Raw genomic sequence first — 19172 nt, forward strand, 5'->3', positions numbered from 1 at the left:
CATTATTTTGTCATTTATACTTTATACTTTTTCAGAAGTACTTAAAGGTGTACCTAATACAATCATCATCTCAATTGTAGCAATGATCGTAGGTTTAATCATCGGCACTTTATTTGCCTTTATTCAAACCAAAAATATTCCATTAATCTCTCAACTTGTAGTGATATATAATTCTTTTTTTAGGAGCACACCGCTTATTGTTCAATTATTTATTATGTATTACGGCTTACCAAAATTAGTGATGTGGGGTAATGAAAAATTCACATTGACAATTAATCCTGATATTTTCTCACCGTTAATTATTGCCTTTATTGTTTTTTCGTTACATGCTGTTGCATATTTGTCAGAATCTATTAAAGGTGGATTACTTTCAGTCGACACTGACCAAATTGAAGCCGCTCAAACTGTAGGGCTTTCAACAATAAGAACGTACAAAGAAATTATACTACCACAAGCATTCAGTTATGCACTTCCCAATATTGAAAATCAATTTATCATGCTTATCAAAGGGACTTCTTTAGCATTTGCGGTACAAGTTACTGAAATTATGGCAGTCAGTCATGTTATCGCCAATGAAGGCTACCGATTTATAACAGTATATAGTGTAGCTGCAATATTTTATTGGTTACTTGCCATTGTATTAGAATTGATATTTTCAAAAATAGAAAACCGTTCAACTCAATATATGTATGCAAAAACTTCAGCATAAATTACGAAATTGTATACTCATTTAGATTTGTCATTTTATCAATTTTCAATACTACGTTAACTTAGCTATACTTTTAAAGTTAACGTATGTAATACGAAGTGTCTTATTTGTTATAAGTAAATATATAAGTTAATCATATGTAAAGTGAATATTTCAGGAGAGACGCTCGATGTTCTGTTCTACCAAACAACGTCGAGATGTTGCTACTCTATAAGGATAAAAAACATGAACATGAAAAAAGCCCGTTAATACATTTTAAAAATAATGTATTAGCGGGCTTGATACTGAGATTGATATTTCAGTCTTATTTAAATTTTTGGATTTTAGCATACCTAAATCATTAGACAACTACATTGCCAAACGTTCGGCATACTGTCTTTTTCTTTTATAATAATTTTTAACTTTTTTAGGCATTGTACCGTTTTGTAATTCATCTTTAGTAATAATAGGATAATTTTTGAATACAATCGATCCTAAGTAACCACAAATAGCACTACCTATCGCGCATAATAACGCAACAACTATCACAGTTAATGCATTATTAAAGCCAAACATCACCATTAAACCTGCAATTGGCGTAGCCGTACCTGTAGCTTCATTAACGAGTCCAAACATTGCGATAATTACGCCTGATACTGCACCGCCTATAAAATTAGTCGCATAGACAGGAATAGGATTTGCAGTAACAATATCTGCTTGTGATAATGGCTCAATAGCGACAGAAATCGTTGTTTTTCGATCACCAAACTTCATTCGCTTAAACAAAACAAAATTCATAAATGATGACCCAAAAACTGCCAATGCTCCAATTGCCATAGGTGTACCTGTTAGTCCTAATAATGCAGTTAATGCCATCGAACTTAAAGGTGCAGTAGCTACTACTGTTATAATGCCGCCTAGTACTATCCCCATTAGTACTGGGCTTGACGTTGTCGATTCTTTAATGATATTACCTATTTGCAATAATGTTGCATCTACAACAGGTGCTACACCGATTGCAATAATTCGTGTAATAGGTGCAATGATAATAATTGAACCTATTAAATCCAAACCATCCGGAAATTTTTGCTCTATCCATTTCATACCAAAACTTGCTATGTAACCTGCAACAAAACCTGGTAGTAAATCCATGTTACCGCATGCAACTGCAATAACAAATGCGTATACAGGAGATACACCCATTGCTAAAGCAACCAAACCAGCAGCAGCAACACCACCTAAGCCGCCTGCCGCTTCACCTAACTGGCCTAAAAATGGAATCCCTAGTAAATCGCCACCAACATATTTATGAAATGCTTCCACTAAAAAAGAAGCTATTGCAGCATTTGCCAGGGCTCCCATTGCTTTTCCACCATTTGGAGCCTTACTAGTAAAAAGTGTAAACAAACATAAAACAATACCTAAAAATATAACCCCTAAAAGTAAATTCATAATAACACCCTTCTAATATTTGTATGCGCTTTCATTTAACAAATATTAGTATATCACATTTAAAGTTTTACTCAAATAATATTTTAGTTCAATATATAATTAATAAAATAAAATTACACTTTTCAGAATATTCGTTTTTTTATATATGTAACACGACTCATTTTCCAAAACAAGTTACTTGAGATAATCTTGTAATGTTTTTATCATATGTTCAATTTTTTGATGTTGCGCTTCATTTATATATACAACAACTGTACGTTCATCAATATCACTTCTCTTTTTACTCAAATAGCCCATTTTAATTAATTTTTGTAGTGCCTTCGTTAAATAGTACGGTTTTAACTCTGAATATTGTGCAATTTCTTTCGCAGTAACTTCATAAGATTGACATTCATGTATATAATTCAAAATAAATATTTCTTCATAATTTAATTTGTGATATTTTTTAGTTTCTTTGAAAAACTGCTTTCCTTTTTGATACAAAGTTATTAGTTCATTTAGTTCTTTTAATTTTTCCATAAAACCACTCCTTATGTTTTTTCATGATGTTAATATATTTCAAAGTGTGCCTGTCTTTATGTAATATAATTTTATCCTATTTAGGCTATTGAATTCAATATGGCTTACTATGAAAAATATTAGGAATTGCTACTATTTTTTTAATACCACTTTTTATTATTAAAATTTAGTGCTACATATATCCTTTTTGTTACTAAAAATTCATTAATACCTCTTATAAATTTTTAAAATTATTAGTATTTGACGTTAATTTAATAAATTGAACTCCACAAAAGCAAACTAAATATACTTTGAAATATCAATTACAAATATGGTTACATAAGACAACCAACTAAATTTAAATCAACAGGTCTAACGTAATGCATCTATATGTAGCATATACTCATTTTAAACGCATAACTATCAAATAAGCATTCTCAAATTGAACGATTCGCTTTTTACTATTTCTACTATCACTATGTACAAGCGTTTTCTCACTAGGCGTCTGCCGATAAATAAAAAACAACTTGAGACATTTATTAAAGTCCCAAGTTGTGTTAACTATCATTTTTACTTTTTCATTTAAAACGAAACGCTGTATTATATCCATACCCAGCTGATATTTTAATGATTAATTATTTCTTTTTACAATCTAAAGTATCTAATAAGCTAAGTGCTGCTAATCCTGTTAAATCAAGTGCATGTTTTGCACCTGCTTTACCATGACCAGCTTCAAAGTGTTTATACGCTGCTACACCTAGCACTGTAATAGTTAATAGTGAAGCAATGCGTGATAGTCTTTTACTTGCAAAGCTTAATACGAAAAATACTGCACTTAATCCTTCTAAAGCACCAGCTAAAGGTACTGCATTTGCTGGCAAATTAAACACTTCAGTAAAGGTATCTTTCATAGATTTGTCACCTTTTAATTTAGGTTTTGCCGCACCATATAATTCTTTTGCTAATTTTAAATTTGTTAAATAACGTAATATCATTTTTACTCTCCTTCTATTTGTTTTCAAAATATTTATCTACAATAGGTTTTACCCGCTCACCTAATAATTTAATGGTGTTAATTGTATTTTCATGAGGCATTGAGCCCACAGGGGTATGCAACATAAAGCGAGATAAACCTAATGTTTCAACAGTTTCAATAATTTTATTAGCTACAGTTTCTGGACTACCAACATATAATGCCCCATGCGGTCCTGCTTCACGTATGAAGCTATTTTCATCATATAGTGGCCACCCACGTTCCTTAGCTAATACATCATGGCTTGCTTTTACTGAAGGGAAAAATTCACGAAAAGCTTGTTCGTCCGTTTCAGCAATGTAACCCCAAGAATGTGTAGCAATCGGTAATTTACTCACATCGTGACCATAAGATTCAGCTATCGATTTATACATATCAATATTTCTACGGAATCTTTTAGGGTCACCGCCAATTATAGCATAAGTGATAGGTAATCCTAATGCTCCTGCTTTCAATGAAGATTCTGGCGTTCCACCTGTGGCTATAGCAATAGGTAAAACACCTTGCTCAACTCTAGGATACACACCTAAATTTTGTATGTTCGCTCTCAGTTGACCAGTCCAATTTACAATTTCATTTTGATTAATTTGCATCAATAATTCAATCTTTTCATTAAATAGCTGTTCATAGTCATTTAAGTTATATCCAAATAATGGAAATGATTCTATAAATGAACCTCTTCCTACCATTATTTCAGCACGACCATTTGAAATTGCATTTAATGTTGAGAACCTTTCATAAACTCTTACAGGATCATCTGAGGATAATACAGTAACAGCACTACTCAATTTAATTTGCTTTGTATTTCTAGAAGCTGCAGCTAATACTGTAACTGGATCAGAAACAGCATAATCAGGTCGATGGTGTTCTCCTAATCCATAAACATCAAGACCATAACGATCTGCAATTTCAATTTCTTCTATTATATTCCTTATCCTCTGAGCATTACTAACTGCAGGTTCTTTACCTTTATCGGTGAAAATTTCACTATTATCAGCAAAAGATGTTAAGCCAATCTCAATTTTCATTCATTCACCTCGCTTATCAAGTATATTTTTTATACTCATTATCTTAAAACCTTTCAAATAAACTGTCAATATCATTGCTCATTAATATCATGCAAACATTTGTATCAATTATTCTCAATTCTTTCAAAAATAAATAATCTTTCTCTTTAGAAAATAATATATTATTTAAATAACTAAATTTTAGCATTTATTAGCATTTGTAATTTTCTGTTATTTTACAGATTTGTAATAAATTAGAGTGCAATATTACACGTAAGTGACCTTAAAATACGATTATAATGGGCATTTAGGCCTATAAAAAGTTAATGTTTTTTGTTACATCTAATGATTAATTATTAGAGTTAAATTACAAAATGATAACATTGCACACAAATCGACCATTATCTGATAAAGTATTGCTTGTCGTTAAAACAACGAAAAAAACTATATTAAACTATTGTCATTTAGAGACTGAGATAATAAATTAAATGCTTTATAATTATTAGGAGGATATTTTACAATGAAAAAAATCGCTACAGCTACAATCGCTACTGCAGGAATCGCTACTTTTGCATTTGCACAAAACGAAGCAGATGCTGCTGAAAACAATAATGGTTATAACCCTAATGATCCAACTTCTTATAGTTATTCATATACTATAGATCAACAAGGTAATTACCACTATACTTGGCAAGGTAATTGGAATCCAAGTCAAGCTGACCAAGCTCATTCAAATAATAATGGTGCTACAAATAATGGTCAAAACAGTAATTACGGTTCTACATATGGTAATTCAACTCAATCATATACAGCTAACAATACAACAGGTGGCGGTGGAGCTGCTTCAAACTCAACTTCAGACCGCAACATCAAAGTAACTACAACTAGCGCACCATCAAGTTCATCAAGTTCTATTTCAAGTACTTCAGGTTCTTCTAGCAACCTTTATACTTCTGGACAATGTACTTATTATGTATTTGATAAAGTTGGCGGTAAAATTGGTTCAACTTGGGGTAACGCTAACAACTGGGCAAGCGCTGCAGCTGCTTCAGGTTACACAGTAAATAACTCACCTTCACAAGGTTCAATCTTACAATCTTCAACTGGTGCTATGGGACATGTAGCATATGTTGAAAGTGTAAACAGTGACGGTTCAATCCGTGTATCTGAAATGAACTATGGCCAAGGTCCTGGTGTTGTTACTTCACGTACAATTTCAGCTAGCCAAGCTTCAAGCTATAACTACATTCACTAATAATCGTAAATATATAAGCGGGTAGGATACAAAATCACTGGCTAAAAATAAGCGTCAATTTCTATTGTAATAATATAGAAATTGGCGCTTTCTTATTTCACTTTTAGATATTGTTTCGATAACATAATGGCATTCGTGATATATATTTGAACAATGTCTTCATTTAAAACGGTTTTAAAATTGCTGACGACTCAGGTGTTTTATAAAATGAAACTATTTTGACATTGAAGCATTCTACAATATAAGCAATAAAATAAAAAAAGTCTAGGACATCATTGATTCGTCCCAGACACTTTAAAAGCAATAAAACATTTATTCATCGAATAGTATCTCAATTTAGCAATTTCATTCATACCTATATTTTTGTAAATATAACATTACTATCATTATAGATTAAACTGAAGTATAGTCATAAAAATTTTCAATTAATACTTTACTTATTGACATGTAACGATACATATATCATTATTGTATTTTCCAGATAAATCGGTTTTATACTGTACCATCGCTACAATATACAATATAAAACCGACTATAAAATAGATAATAGAAGGATATTTAAAATCTTTACCTATATTGAAATATTGATGTATTCCTTAAAATAAAGTATTATCGCTACAATAAACACTATATTTAATACGGAACCACCTCATCCATAGTTTTGTTTAGCCGAATTATCATCCCATAAACATATTATTATTAATTTCACTTAAATCTATCTAAAGCGTAGTAATATAAACAAGTTTAAAGTTTGAATATATTACTACGCTTTATTTTATTTTAGCATGTTGCTAATATATAATTTTTATCCTTCGCTAGCTTTAGCTTTTTTTATGCCAATACCACTAAAGCCATAAAATATCGCAAATAGGACACATAAATAACAAGGTACAGCCCAAATAAAGAACTGATCAACAGAAACACCTAATTGTTGAGTATAATAAATACCAGAAGTGCCCCATGGTATCAATGGTATAATCATTGTACCTGAATCTTCTAATGTTCTGGATAAATTTGACCGATCCAAGCCCATTTTATTGTACATATCCATCATTAATACACCAACCATAATTATTACCACAGAAGCAACACCTGCAGCTAACACCATCATTAATCCACCTAAAACTGTGGCAAGAATTAAAGTACCCACTGAATTGATATTACTAGATATTTTCTTCAATATCACATCTAAACATCCTGCCTTTTCCACTATACCAGCAAAGGCATAACCACAAAAAATAGTAACTACAATTTCAGTCATACTCATCATACCGCCCTGTTCTATTAAATTAACAACTTTATCAGATAATGAGCCATGTAAATTGGGTACCATACTTTTATTAAATCCATCAAAAGTGGCTTTAAAGCCATCTGTCATATTAAATCCATTATTAAATGCGCCAATAACAATCGCACTTACACTGGAGATTAACATCGACGGCACCGTGGAAATTTTAAGCAATAAACATACAATGATAATGATTAAGGGTAACCATACAAAAAAGTTGATGTTATAAATCGTTGATAGCTCCTTAAGCATCGCATTAACTTGCGAAGTATTCGCGCTACCTTTAAATTGTAAACCAGCAAAATACCATACAATTAATCCAATTATAGATGCTGGCACCGTTGTCCATATCATCGCTCTTATATGTGAGAAGATATTTACTTTAGTTACCAACGCTGCTAAATTGGTCGTATCTGATAGTGGTGACATTTTATCACCAAATACTGCACCTGCAATGATTGCACCTGCAGCCATCCCAGCTGGAATATTTAGTTGTGCACTTATCGCCATCAGTGCTATGCCTGCCGTAGATGCTGACCCCCATGCCGTTCCAGTAGCAACTGAGGTAATTGCACAAATAATAAATGCTGATACTAAAAACAAATTAGGGTTTAAAAACTCTAAACCATAATAAATCAGTGCAGGTACTGTTCCAGAATACATCCAAGTACCTACGATAATACCTACAGATAATATAATAAATATCGCTGGCATTGCTGTTGCTAAGCGATTGGTAATGCCTTCTTCTAAATCTTTCCATTTTAAACCTACTCGTCTCGCAATAATTGCAGCATAAGCTGAAGAAAGAATAAGTAATGCTTGAATTGGAATATCAAACACAACAAAACCAGTAATTACAATAATAATCATCACTATGATCGTTGAAATTGATTCTAAAAAAGTTGGTTGTCTTTTCATACACATTTCCCCTTATTTATATGAATGAATATTATAATTAGTACAATCCTAACTTATCTTTTCCTAACTCATCTATCGTTAATCCCTCTTCAAAGAAGTCACGTTCTAATATTGTAGATGCAATAATAATAATCGCATCAATGTTAGGCGTTGGTACATCAATTTCCCGTCCTAAACTTGACCAAAGTACTAAACCATATGCAATATCTTCTGTTAAATAACGATTCTTCACATGATTAGGTCCCTTAATTTGAGAAAATACGGGACTCGTATTAAACAAACGGTTAAGTGGTTCATCCTCATCTTGTCTTTCTAAATAACCACGTTCAATTCGAGCTTCTTTTGCAGATGATAACTCAAATCCTAATTTACGTCCTAATGTTAGTCTTTCTAACTCTACTGCATGTAATAAGCGCACAGTATGTTTCGTAATCCCTTCTTCGTACAGAGCGAACGTGTCAGCATAATCAATTCTTCCTACATTTAATAACGTTGGCCCAGGGTGAACTTCAGGGTTACCATTTTCTAAATTTGTTTTCCACAAGCTTTCTTCTTTTACAATATAAGGATACAATTTTTCTATTGTATCGAAGCTATCACTTAACTCTTCTTTATCATATGTTGAAAAATGTACTTTTCTAACATTTAAAGATAAATCGACACGCGCTGCCTCAAAATCGACACGTGTACCATAAGTTAATGTATTTACTTCAGCAAACTTAGGCATTACATCAATGTGCATATCTTCTAGTACATTCATAAAACGTATTGATCCCATTGCAGCAGCAATATTAAAGAATATTAATTGATGTGCTTTGATAAATGGTGCCATAGTATGTGCATAATGTTCAATGAATGATGATGGTATAACAACTTGTACAACATCAGCACCTTCAAGTACGTATTCCATATCGTCACTTATGTCAGTAAATTTTACGAAGGTTTCTTCACCTTCATTATTAAATGTAAAACCACCTTGTTCAATGGCTTTATCAAATTTATCTAAAGATTGATTTCTACAATATAACTTGACTTCATGTCCTTTGCTAACCATATCTAGTGCTGCAGTAACAGCACCATTACCTGATCCTACGATTGCTATCTTCATAAACACCCTTCTTTCTTTAAACATCAAATTTTTCGTGTTAAACATTACTCTCATGTATAACCTATTAAGAAAAATGATAAACACTGGCATACAACCTATTTAATTTTTTCAATTAAATACTTGCTTATGTGCATTTCTATATTTTAACAATATCGCAACATTGTAAACAGTCTTTTTTATAAAATTTTTCAAATAATGTACAACTCATTTTTGGTTTTGTTATAGTAATAGTAAGTTAAAAGGAGGAATAATAATGACCGAAGCTTACTCAAATCGTGAAGTATTAAATCAGGAACCTAATAGTGATTCAAGATTGATGGCAACATTAATTTATGTACTTAGTTTTTTCACTACATTTTTAGCACCACTAATCATTTGGCTTATTAAACGTGAAGACTCAGCATTCGTTGATAGAGCAGGTAAAAATTATTTTAATTTCCTAATTTCATATGTTATTTGGTTAACCGTTTCAACTATTTTGATGTTCATTCTCATAGGATTTATTCTATTTCCTATCATCGCAATTTTAAACTTTATTTTTACAATTGTAGCAGCAGTAAAAGCGTATAATGGTGAAGATTATTTACCACCGCTATCTATTAGATTTTTCAAATAATTTTAATCAAAATTTTGTGATTCTTTACACTCATTGTAATATACAAATCCAGCAGATGTGTATATTATGTATTTAAACCTTATACTTGCGCATTTTTTACCATATTACAACAATATTCGCTTTTGTAACCTCACGTGTTGTTTATTACAACAATATGTGAGGTCTTTTTAATTGTTTTACAAATACGTAACAATCCACACAAAGTGATGATCTTCTGTTATTGTATAAATTGTCGTTGAAACTAACGCAGTAATTATAAAAATAAATTTTATTAAAATAATAGATGAATTAAATTTGGGAGGACTTTTTTATTATGAAAAAAATAGTAACAGCAACAACATTGACAGCAGGTATCGGCGCAGCAATTGTAGGTTTAGATCACGGAAATGAAGCAAATGCAGCTGAACAAACTACACAAGCTAATCAAAACACAACACAAGCTACATCAGGTTCAAGTGCAAACTTATACACTGCTGGACAATGTACTTGGTACGTATTTGATAAAACAGGTGGCGAAATCGGTTCTACATGGGGAAATGCAAATAATTGGGCTTCTGCAGCATCTTCAGCAGGATATACAGTTAACAATTCTCCAGAGGCAGGTTCTATCTTACAATCTAGTGAAGGTAGCATGGGCCACGTAGCATACGTTGAAAATGTAAACAGTGATGGTTCTGTAAATGTTTCTGAAATGAACTATAATGGTGGACCATACTCAGTAAGTGAACGTACAATTTCAGCTGGCGAAGCTAGTTCATATAATTATATCCACCTTAACTAATATTGCCATTAAATAATCACTATTGGGAGGCATATGTAATATAAAGCCATGTGCTTAAATAGCGACTTTATACGTATGATAAATATGGTTGTTTATGTTAAAAATGCCAATAGCAATTCGTTTTCAATAAATAAGTAGTAACTTATAAAAGCCTAAGACATTCTTTAATGTCTTAGGCTTTTTTATATTGAAATGATGTCTACATATTGCAGGCTAATTAAAAGTTTGAGAAAATAATAGCGTTTCATGCAAAAAGGAGGTTGAACCAAATGCAGTGGCTTAAAGTTATCGTAGCAGGAATTATAGAAATATTATGGGTTACTGGATTAAACACTGCTGACTCATTCTTGAGTTGGGCTGGTACGATTATTATTTTAATATTGAGTTTCTATTTAGTCATTTCAGCTTGTAAATCGTTACCTGTTGGAACTGTTTATGCTGTATTTGTAGGTATTGGTGCAATTGGAACGGTACTGGTTGATATGATGTTTTTCGGAGACCATTTTAACATTGCGAAAATAGCATTAGTTATCTTACTTGTAATTGGAATTATCGGTCTTAAATTAACTACAGAGGAGGCTGAACAATAATGGCATGGATCATACTATTTATGGCTGGTTTACTAGAAGTTATTGGTGTCATTATTCTAAATGAAATTGCTCGTACTAAAAAGAAAGCATTCGTTGTGCTTTTAGCAGTTGCCTTTATTTGTAGTTTCAGCACACTTAAACTAGCGATGACAATGGGTATACCTATGGGGACTGCTTATGCTGTATGGAGCGGTATCGGTACAGGTGGTGGCACGCTAGCTGGCATGCTCATCTATAATGAATCTAAAAATATCAAACGTATTTTCTTTATTGTTATCATTGTTTTAGCAATTGTTGGTTTGAAAATTGTTGGCTAAAATAACTTTTTAAATTAACGCAATATCTACGATAATAAAATAATCACTTTATTTTAGAACTATAATTATATGTAATATGTACTTTGTTATAATTGAGAGCAATGTAAAAGTTTGTTTACTTATATAAAATTTACTATACTTTAGGTAAAGGAAGTGATTATACATGGTAAAAGTTTTCATTGCAGGCCCAATACCAGAAGTTGGGTATAACTTGCTAAAAGAACAAGGTTATGAAGTCGATATGTATGAAGGTAAAGGAATTATTGATAAAGAAACATTGATCCAAGGCGTTAAAGATGCCGACGCTTTAATCAGCCTTCTATCTACTAATGTTGATAAAGATGTGATTGATGCAGGCTCAAACTTAAAAATCATCACAAACTATGGCGCTGGTTTCAATAACGTAGATGTTGAACACGCACGCCAAAAGCAAATTGATGTAACAAATACACCAAAAGCTTCAACAAACTCTACAGCAGAATTAACTTTCGCACTTGTATTAGCTGTAGCGAGACGTATTCCTGAAGGCGATAAATTATGTCGTACAACCGGATTTGACGGATGGGCACCATTATTCTTCCGTGGCAGAGAAGTTTCTGGTAAAACAATAGGAATCATTGGTTTAGGAGAAATTGGAAGCGCAGTGGCAAAACGTGCGAAAGCATTTGATATGAACGTACTTTACACAGGACCTCATCAAAAAGTTGATAAAGAACGTGAAATAGGCGCTAAATATGTTGATTTTGATACACTCTTACAGCACTCAGATTTTATTACAATTAATGCTGCATATAATCCTGATTTACACCATTTATTTGACACTGAACAATTCAAATTAATGAAACCAACAAGTTATCTCATTAATGCAGCTAGAGGCCCTATCGTAAATGAAGCCTCTTTAGTAGAAGCATTGAAAAATAAAGATATCGAAGGCGCAGCATTAGATGTGTTTGAATTTGAACCTGAAATTAATGATGAACTGAAATCATTAGATAATGTTGTTATTACACCTCACATTGGTAATGCTACGTTTGAATCTCGTGATATGATGTCAAAAATTGTAGCTAATGACACAATAAGTAAACTTAATGGTGAAGAACCTAAATTTGTCGTTAATTAATCACTGATTATTTAACAAAACATAGACACTGAGATATCTTCATTTTTGACTTATGTTTAAATACCAGTTTCTATTGAAAACAGTTATAAACTCCCGCAATTAATAGGATTAAAATAAAAACGCTTCCGTGCTATTTATTTAAATGAATAGCACGGAAGTGTTTTTCTATTTGCAAGGTTGTTTATGCAATAAAAATTAAGAGCAAATTAAATTTAATCAGATAGTTCTATATGACATAATTTAAGCATTGAAAATGACAAACTAGATTATCACCTTAGTAAAGTTAACAAAATAATAGTCAATTTAGATAAAAAGCCGTAAATGTATTTTTCTAAAATACATTTACGGCCTTTATGATATTGAGCGTTTTGTTCTAAATATATGTTTTACTTTTCTTTCGATTTATAAATAAATTTTGTCTGATTGGATAGTAATCGATCAGGAAGGATTTTAGCAATTTTATTTCTCACTTTAACGACAAATTTATTTGTTCTTTGCGCAGTTTTCCCTATTTTTCTAGAGCGCTTCACTATTTTTTTTGTATGCTTCACACGTAATTTATCATAGCGTTCCAAAGCTAAATCAAAATCATATGATTGCACACAATTCGCGAGAACAATAGCGTCTTCCATTGCTTGACCAGCACCTTGCCCCATGTTAGGTGTCATTGCATGAGCAGCATCACCTAAAAGCACAACACGTTGATAAACAAATGATTTCAATGGGTTTAAATCATACATATCATGTAATAATACGTCTGTTTCACTTTGTTTATCTAAAACTTGTCTAACCTCATTAGGAAAATGATTAAATCTTGCCTGTAGATGTGGTTTCGCAAAAGCATGTATTTTAGTATCATGTGCTTTGGCAGAAATTGAAATAAACCAATAAGCCTGATTATTTAATAATGGCACAATACCCACTCTACCTTTTGTAGACCAAAATTCCTTAGCAATGTGGTTATCTTTTAAATCAATATCTTCAACTAAGCCTCTGAATACTGTGTATCCTTGATAAATTGGTTTACTATTTGGTACTAATGCTTGCCTTATATTTGAATGGATACCATCAGCGCCGATACATAAATCAAATGATTGTGAAGTTTGTTCAGAAAATTGTAAGGTCACTTTCAAGTCCCCATTTTCAATTCCTGTTACATTATGATTTGTGAAAATTACGCTATCAGGCACATAAGATTTAATCACATCTAATAAACTTTGGCGTGACATTGTTAAATTAACAGTGTTTTTTTTCAACTTAAGTTTTGATAATTGTTTGTCTTTTTCATCCCGAACTTCCATCACATCAATAACTTGTCCAATGTTTTTCAGTCCTTTTGCTAAATCATGACCATTTAGTTTTTCAATGACATTACCACCAATGCCAATACCAGCACCTAATTCAGATACTGTATCTTCTTTTTCAAATACACTTACATCATGACCTTGCTCTATTAATAAAGCTGCTGCAGTTAAACCACCTATACCTGCACCGACGATGGCTATTTTCATCTTTATTCACTCCAACTTTCCCTAATCTTTTAATATTATATTCACATTTGTATAATAACATAACAAAATGTAATGTAAGTTTCTAAAAATTGCGGTTGTAATCTTTTATGATGTCACTACAAATAATAATCTTTGTTGATGTCATCTTTTTTAATGCCTAAATTTTTATAAAAATGTTTCATAAACCAAGCGATATTGTCATCCCAATCCACATCACTTGCATATTGATACTCACCAGGTGTCTTAGGATTCCATCTCATTTGATAAAGTGATATTTGTTTATTATCAAAGTAATTTTTCCTTACAAATTGAGCACCACCCATAATTGCTTTTTCAGGGGATGTCCACGATTGTTTTTTTGCAAAGCTACTACCAGTATGTACTGCATTTTCATCAAATGCACCTATACCAAAAAAGTTATAATATCTTTCATCTCCATCTTTAATACCTTTTGCTAATTCTGATTTACCATTACCTGTTTCAACTAGGGCATGACTCACTAAATATAAAACATTAACATCATACTTATCTTGTGCCTTTAGGAAAGTTTTACCTTTCCCTTTTAATATACCTTTATTTTTTAAAATTTTATTTATCTCGTCTTCGGACATAGATACTTTTTCAGAAATATCCATATGATTTAAATCGTCTTGATCACTATTAACTTCCATTGCTTTTTTCACATCTGCAGTAGAAGCTTTAATAAATTTACCTTCTTGTTCTTTCATATTTAATGCATCTGAGCTTACTTGTTTATCTACCGCTTCATTAAAAGTATGGGTCTTTTGTTTCTCAAATAAAGATGTTTCATTTATTATTAATAAAATCACAAATATAGCGATAATTAATATTAATAATATTAACGGTATACGTTGCTTAACACGATCATTCATATTTTAAAATCTCCCTGCATTGCATTTTATTGAGTTAATGTGAAATAGGCAAAAATAACCGCAATAAGAACGATTATAAAGGAAACGTTAATTGCAATACGCATGCCCTTTCGATTTCTAAATAATGTGTTGAAAATTACTAAGCTAATTGTCAAAGAAACAACAAACATTGTAATTGCCATCACAACATTTAAAGTAATTAAAAATATAATACCAATGACTAAAAATATATTTGAAATAATAGCCATGGTTTTAATTAATTTCGGATTAATAAGTCTCCACTCCTTGTAACTAAATTCTAAATCAATCATTCTATTCATTGAAATTGTATCATATTTACTTAATTTTCAATATGTCATTTATAATAGCAAAAAGCTCTTATGTGAATAAAATTCACAATAAGAGCTTTTTCATATAATATATGCACTTCATTTTATTATCTAGACATACCTCTGAGCATATTTAACATATAAGTTAAACTACGATTCATTTCATCATCTTTAAGTACACTCATTAAACCAGTAATAGATGTTTTTTGGTTTGGACTAGCTTGATTTGCAACACTTAAGCCTTTATTTACTTTATTTAACATAATGCTCAAATCGTTGACATTCAAATCACCTAAAAGGAAAACAAGTGATGCCATATTGGTAATCAATCCTGTGTATTGTTCTTTATTTAATTCAACTGCGAATTTATTAGCGATAACACCTCGACTATTGACGATACCTGATAGCGCATCTAGTATTTTGGCATCGTCTAACGTGCTAATAATATTAATAGCTTTCATAATACTATCTTTATTTGCTGCAATTGCATCGGTAACTTCTGCTAAACTTTCTTGTTTAATTTGTTCTTCAGACTTTTGCATGCGTTTAATTTTCGTTATTCTCTCAGCCATTATTTATTCACCTGACTTCCTGGGAAAGTGTAATCATCACGTTTCCATTTGTCTTCAACACGTACACTATACTGTGGTTGTCTTTGTTTATTTACTCGGAAGTTTGTTGGGTTCAATGGTGATTTTCCTCTGCGTGTTTTAACTTCCATTCGACAACTTGTACGTTTATAAGAAGGTGTATCTGTATCTTTATCCACATCACTATTTGTCAATAAGTTAATAGCGCCTTGATCGCCATTAATCATGGCATTGTTATTTAATGGAATATAAATTTCTTTCCCTTTCACTCGATCTGTTACGTGTGCGATTAATTCAGCTTCACCACTGTCTGAAATCAACTTAACCTCTGCCCCTTCATGAATATCTCTTTCTTTTGCTAGCTCTGGAGATACCTCTACGAACGGTTGAGGAACTTTATACGCAAGACCTGGTACTTTGTATGTCATATTTCCTTCGTGGAAATGCTCTAATAAACGTCCGTTGTTAACATGTAAATCGTATTCTTCATTAACTTTAAAGAAATTATCAAATGTTAAAGGATAGAAATTCGCTTTACCGTCTTCAAAGTTAAATCCATCTAAATACAATGTTGGTTGGTCTGTGCCGTCTTCAGCAACAGGCCATTGTAAACTATTGTATCCATCTAATCTGTCATAATTAACACCTGAATAAGATGGTGTTAATTTAGCAATTTCATCCATGATTTGACTTGGATGTGTGTAATTCCAATCATAACCTAATGTTCTAGCTACATCTTGGATAATGACCCAGTCTGGTTTTGATTCACCTTTAGGTTCAAGTGCTTGATATAAGCGTTGGATACGACGTTCAGTATTGGTGAAAGTACCCGTCTTCTCTAGTGATGGACATGCCGGTAGAACTACATCTGCATATGAAGCAGTGAAAGTGAAAAATTCATCTTGTACGACTAAAAAACCAACTTTTTCAAGTGCAGCTTGTACATAATTAATATTTGAATCAACGATACCTGTATCTTCACCATATAAATACAAAGCGTCAATTTCACCAGCATGAATGCCTTCCATCATTTGATGGTTATCTTTGCCAGGAACACTTGGTAATGTTTCACCATATTCTCTTTCAAATTTAGCGCGGATTTCATCATCTACCACTTTTTGGTAACCAGGGAATTGATCAGGCATACTCCCCATATCACTACATCCTTGTACGTTGTTGTGACCACGAAGCGGATATGCACCAGTACCTGGTTTTCTATAGTTACCTGTAGCTAATAATAAGTTGGATATTGCAGTAGACGTGTCACTACCAATATCTTGTTGTGTTACACCCATAGCCCAGGCAATTGACACTGTTTCAGCATTAACCATTTGATGCGCAAAATCAATGAGCGCTTCTTGCGAAATACCTGTTGTATCTTCGGCAAATGTCATCGTATATGGTGCTAAAGATTTATGATATTCATCGAAGCCATTTACCCATTCATCAACAAAAGCTTTATCGTGTAGGTCATTATCTATAATATATTTTGTCACAGCTGATAACCATACTAAATCAGTACCTGGTTTAGGTTGATAGAAGTTATCAGCTCTTTCAGCCATTTCATGTTTACGTATATCAAACACATTTAAAGTATTATTATATAATTTATGTCCACGTTTAATACGAGAAGCGATGACTGGGTGCGCTTCTGCAGTGTTTGTCCCTATTAAAACAACCATGTCAGCGATTTCAAGATCTTCGATTGAACCAGAGTCACCGCCATGTCCTACCGTTCTAAATAATCCCTTGGTTGCAGGGGCTTGACAGTAACGAGAACAGTTATCCACGTTATTTGTACCAATCACTTGTCTCGCAAGTTTTTGCATTAAATATGATTCCTCATTTGTCGCTTTAGATGAAGAAATGAATGCTAGACCATCTGAGCCGTGAGAAGCTTTTACCTTGTTAAAGTTATCAGAAATCACTTGTAGTGCTTCATCCCACTCTACTTCTTCGAATTGATTATTTTTACGTACTAATGGTTTAGTTAATCTTTCTTCTGAATCAATATAATCCCAACCGAATTTACCTTTCACACACGTTGCAATTTTGTTTGCTGGAGATTCATGTTGAGGTTGTACTTTCAATACTTCTCTACCTTTTGTCCAAACGTCAAATGAACAACCAACACCGCAATATGTACATACAGTCTTAGTTTTTTCGATGCGTTCTTCACGCATCGCTGCTTCCGAATCAGATACCGCAAATAGCGGTCCATAACCTGGTTCTGCTTTTTTAGTTAAATCGATCATCGCAGCAAGTGATCCTGGCTCTAAATCTGTCATATAGCCAGCGTTACCTTCCATATTGACTTCTAGCATTGCGTTACAAGGACATACCGTCGCACACTGACCACACCCAACGCATGATGAATCATTTATTGTTGTATCATTATCCCAAATGACACGCGGTTGTTGACGTTCCCAATCAATCGTTAAAGTTTCGTTGACTTGGACATCTTGACAAACTTCAACACAGCGCCCACATAGAATACATTGGTCTGGATCATAACGATAGAATGGACCATAATCTTTTTCATATGGTTTTTCCTTGTATTCATATGTTTGATGTTCGAGACCCCACTGATCCATTGTATTATGAATTTCACAATCACCATTATTATAATCACATACTGTACAATAAAGCATATGTTTTTCTAAAATACGGTCTAAAGCTTCTTTTTGACTTGTTTGTACATTATCATTTTGTGTATTAACAATCATTGGTTTATCTATCGTCGTACTACAAGCACGTTGCATCACACCGTCTATTTCTACTGTACACGTATCACAAGTTTCTATAGGACCAAGCGATTCGTTATAACATATAGAAGGTACAAACGTATCTTGTGATTTAATAAATTGTAGTAAGTTTGTGCCGGGTTCCACAAGATAATCTTTGCCATCTAATGTAATAATTAAATGTTCTTGCATACTATTCACCCCTATTAATTTTATAAAGCCCATGTTTATGAATCAAAGATGTTTGATAACATTCCATCCTAAAAGCCCCACACTTTTTGGTAATGTTATTTATATTGTATATGTAAATCAATAAAATGTTAAGGCTTTCCACTATTTTTCGCCTGCTTAATATAAATATTATTTTATAGTGCTAAACATTTTCGCTGAGTATTGATTATTTTAATGACAAAAATAAAAATACACGCAACCAA

18 protein-coding genes are annotated in these 19172 nt (G+C 32.3%); 7 read left to right on the forward strand and 11 right to left on the reverse strand.

What is annotated here, in order from left to right; genetic code table 11:
* Positions 1–7 precede the first annotated feature (7 nt).
* Complete coding sequence (locus FYJ81_RS05360) at positions 8–709, forward strand: amino acid ABC transporter permease (protein ID WP_107384142.1); 702 nt, start codon at positions 8–10, stop codon at positions 707–709.
* Between the two features lie 348 nt (positions 710–1057).
* Here FYJ81_RS05360 and FYJ81_RS05365 read toward each other — a convergent pair whose 3' ends face one another.
* From FYJ81_RS05365 to FYJ81_RS05380, 4 genes are all read right to left on the reverse strand, one after another.
* Positions 1058–2140 carry a PTS sugar transporter subunit IIC gene (locus tag FYJ81_RS05365; protein ID WP_107386200.1) on the reverse strand — a complete coding sequence of 361 codons (1083 nt, stop codon included), beginning with the start codon at positions 2138–2140 and terminating at the stop codon, positions 1058–1060.
* 174 nt (positions 2141–2314) lie between these two features.
* Positions 2315–2659: a transcriptional regulator, SarA/Rot family gene (locus FYJ81_RS05370; RefSeq protein ID WP_107384144.1), complete on the reverse strand. Its 345-nt coding sequence runs from the start codon at positions 2657–2659 to the stop codon at positions 2315–2317.
* A 614-nt stretch (positions 2660–3273) separates the two neighbouring features.
* The gene (locus FYJ81_RS05375) at positions 3274–3633 is read right to left on the reverse strand and encodes a DoxX family protein (protein ID WP_107384145.1); all 360 of its coding nucleotides are present in this window, start codon (positions 3631–3633) and stop codon (positions 3274–3276) included.
* Positions 3634–3646: 13 nt separating this feature from the next.
* Positions 3647–4699 (reverse strand): LLM class flavin-dependent oxidoreductase, encoded by a 1053-nt coding sequence (locus tag FYJ81_RS05380; protein ID WP_154409420.1) that lies wholly within the window; start codon positions 4697–4699, stop codon positions 3647–3649.
* A gap of 499 nt (positions 4700–5198) precedes the next feature.
* On the opposite strand from FYJ81_RS05380, the gene FYJ81_RS05385 reads away from it, so the two are divergent.
* On the forward strand, positions 5199–5933 hold the full coding sequence (locus tag FYJ81_RS05385; RefSeq protein ID WP_107384147.1) for a CHAP domain-containing protein: 735 nt from the start codon (positions 5199–5201) through the stop codon (positions 5931–5933).
* Positions 5934–6738: 805 nt separating this feature from the next.
* Here the strand turns inward: FYJ81_RS05385 and nhaC are convergent.
* A complete protein-coding gene (nhaC, locus tag FYJ81_RS05390) occupies positions 6739–8139 on the reverse strand; it encodes a Na+/H+ antiporter NhaC (protein WP_154409421.1) in 1401 nt (466 codons plus the stop codon).
* A 37-nt stretch (positions 8140–8176) separates the two neighbouring features.
* The gene (locus FYJ81_RS05395) at positions 8177–9247 is read right to left on the reverse strand and encodes an NAD/NADP-dependent octopine/nopaline dehydrogenase family protein (protein ID WP_154409422.1); all 1071 of its coding nucleotides are present in this window, start codon (positions 9245–9247) and stop codon (positions 8177–8179) included.
* Positions 9248–9500: 253 nt separating this feature from the next.
* Between FYJ81_RS05395 and FYJ81_RS05400 the strand changes: the two genes are divergently transcribed.
* The 5 genes from FYJ81_RS05400 to FYJ81_RS05420 all read left to right on the forward strand — a co-directional run bounded on the left by FYJ81_RS05400 (position 9501) and on the right by FYJ81_RS05420 (position 12671).
* A complete protein-coding gene (locus tag FYJ81_RS05400; RefSeq protein WP_107384150.1) occupies positions 9501–9863 on the forward strand; it encodes a DUF4870 domain-containing protein in 363 nt (120 codons plus the stop codon).
* A gap of 313 nt (positions 9864–10176) precedes the next feature.
* Positions 10177–10644, forward strand: a complete 468-nt coding sequence (locus tag FYJ81_RS05405) for a CHAP domain-containing protein (RefSeq protein ID WP_107384151.1) — start codon at positions 10177–10179, stop codon at positions 10642–10644.
* Between the two features lie 269 nt (positions 10645–10913).
* The gene (locus tag FYJ81_RS05410; protein WP_107384152.1) at positions 10914–11234 is read left to right on the forward strand and encodes a DMT family transporter; all 321 of its coding nucleotides are present in this window, start codon (positions 10914–10916) and stop codon (positions 11232–11234) included.
* The gene (locus FYJ81_RS05415) at positions 11234–11551 is read left to right on the forward strand and encodes a DMT family transporter (protein ID WP_107384153.1); all 318 of its coding nucleotides are present in this window, start codon (positions 11234–11236) and stop codon (positions 11549–11551) included. Before FYJ81_RS05410 ends, FYJ81_RS05415 begins: the two co-directional genes overlap by 1 nt.
* 163 nt (positions 11552–11714) lie before the next feature.
* Positions 11715–12671 (forward strand): 2-hydroxyacid dehydrogenase family protein, encoded by a 957-nt coding sequence (locus FYJ81_RS05420; protein ID WP_154409423.1) that lies wholly within the window; start codon positions 11715–11717, stop codon positions 12669–12671.
* Positions 12672–13057: 386 nt separating this feature from the next.
* Here FYJ81_RS05420 and FYJ81_RS05425 read toward each other — a convergent pair whose 3' ends face one another.
* The 5 genes from FYJ81_RS05425 to fdhF all read right to left on the reverse strand — a co-directional run bounded on the left by FYJ81_RS05425 (position 13058) and on the right by fdhF (position 18930).
* Entirely contained in the window at positions 13058–14182 is a 1125-nt protein-coding gene (locus FYJ81_RS05425; protein WP_107384155.1) for an FAD-dependent monooxygenase, read from the reverse strand.
* Positions 14183–14298: 116 nt separating this feature from the next.
* Positions 14299–15075: an N-acetylglucosaminidase gene (locus FYJ81_RS05430; RefSeq protein ID WP_154409424.1), complete on the reverse strand. Its 777-nt coding sequence runs from the start codon at positions 15073–15075 to the stop codon at positions 14299–14301.
* Positions 15076–15101: 26 nt separating this feature from the next.
* A complete protein-coding gene (locus tag FYJ81_RS05435) occupies positions 15102–15386 on the reverse strand; it encodes a hypothetical protein (protein ID WP_181187396.1) in 285 nt (94 codons plus the stop codon).
* Positions 15387–15511: 125 nt separating this feature from the next.
* A complete protein-coding gene (locus FYJ81_RS05440; protein ID WP_107505042.1) occupies positions 15512–15976 on the reverse strand; it encodes a DUF1641 domain-containing protein in 465 nt (154 codons plus the stop codon).
* Positions 15976–18930: a formate dehydrogenase subunit alpha gene (gene fdhF, locus FYJ81_RS05445; protein ID WP_107505041.1), complete on the reverse strand. Its 2955-nt coding sequence runs from the start codon at positions 18928–18930 to the stop codon at positions 15976–15978. Before fdhF ends, FYJ81_RS05440 begins: the two co-directional genes overlap by 1 nt.
* Between the last annotated feature and the right edge of the window lie 242 nt (positions 18931–19172).

The sequence above is a fragment of the Staphylococcus sp. McC-251-APC-3A2 genome, from assembly GCF_009695665.1.
Taxonomy (GTDB): domain Bacteria; phylum Bacillota; class Bacilli; order Staphylococcales; family Staphylococcaceae; genus Staphylococcus; species Staphylococcus cohnii.

What these genes read in the sequence shown, in the direction of transcription:
- FYJ81_RS05440 (WP_107505042.1), bottom strand. Translation starts at nt 15,976, where the DNA reads ATGGCTGAGAGAATAACGAAAATTAAACGCATGCAAAAGTCTGAAGAA.
- nhaC (WP_154409421.1), bottom strand. Translation starts at nt 8,139, where the DNA reads ATGAAAAGACAACCAACTTTTTTAGAATCAATTTCAACGATCATAGTG.
- FYJ81_RS05415 (WP_107384153.1), top strand. Translation starts at nt 11,234, where the DNA reads ATGGCATGGATCATACTATTTATGGCTGGTTTACTAGAAGTTATTGGT.
- FYJ81_RS05435 (WP_181187396.1), bottom strand. Translation starts at nt 15,386, where the DNA reads ATGATTGATTTAGAATTTAGTTACAAGGAGTGGAGACTTATTAATCCG.
- FYJ81_RS05380 (WP_154409420.1), bottom strand. Translation starts at nt 4,699, where the DNA reads ATGAAAATTGAGATTGGCTTAACATCTTTTGCTGATAATAGTGAAATT.
- FYJ81_RS05420 (WP_154409423.1), top strand. Translation starts at nt 11,715, where the DNA reads ATGGTAAAAGTTTTCATTGCAGGCCCAATACCAGAAGTTGGGTATAAC.
- FYJ81_RS05370 (WP_107384144.1), bottom strand. Translation starts at nt 2,659, where the DNA reads ATGGAAAAATTAAAAGAACTAAATGAACTAATAACTTTGTATCAAAAA.
- FYJ81_RS05385 (WP_107384147.1), top strand. Translation starts at nt 5,199, where the DNA reads ATGAAAAAAATCGCTACAGCTACAATCGCTACTGCAGGAATCGCTACT.
- FYJ81_RS05365 (WP_107386200.1), bottom strand. Translation starts at nt 2,140, where the DNA reads ATGAATTTACTTTTAGGGGTTATATTTTTAGGTATTGTTTTATGTTTG.
- FYJ81_RS05395 (WP_154409422.1), bottom strand. Translation starts at nt 9,247, where the DNA reads ATGAAGATAGCAATCGTAGGATCAGGTAATGGTGCTGTTACTGCAGCA.
- FYJ81_RS05430 (WP_154409424.1), bottom strand. Translation starts at nt 15,075, where the DNA reads ATGAATGATCGTGTTAAGCAACGTATACCGTTAATATTATTAATATTA.
- FYJ81_RS05425 (WP_107384155.1), bottom strand. Translation starts at nt 14,182, where the DNA reads ATGAAAATAGCCATCGTCGGTGCAGGTATAGGTGGTTTAACTGCAGCA.
- FYJ81_RS05400 (WP_107384150.1), top strand. Translation starts at nt 9,501, where the DNA reads ATGACCGAAGCTTACTCAAATCGTGAAGTATTAAATCAGGAACCTAAT.
- fdhF (WP_107505041.1), bottom strand. Translation starts at nt 18,930, where the DNA reads ATGCAAGAACATTTAATTATTACATTAGATGGCAAAGATTATCTTGTG.
- FYJ81_RS05375 (WP_107384145.1), bottom strand. Translation starts at nt 3,633, where the DNA reads ATGATATTACGTTATTTAACAAATTTAAAATTAGCAAAAGAATTATAT.
- FYJ81_RS05410 (WP_107384152.1), top strand. Translation starts at nt 10,914, where the DNA reads ATGCAGTGGCTTAAAGTTATCGTAGCAGGAATTATAGAAATATTATGG.
- FYJ81_RS05405 (WP_107384151.1), top strand. Translation starts at nt 10,177, where the DNA reads ATGAAAAAAATAGTAACAGCAACAACATTGACAGCAGGTATCGGCGCA.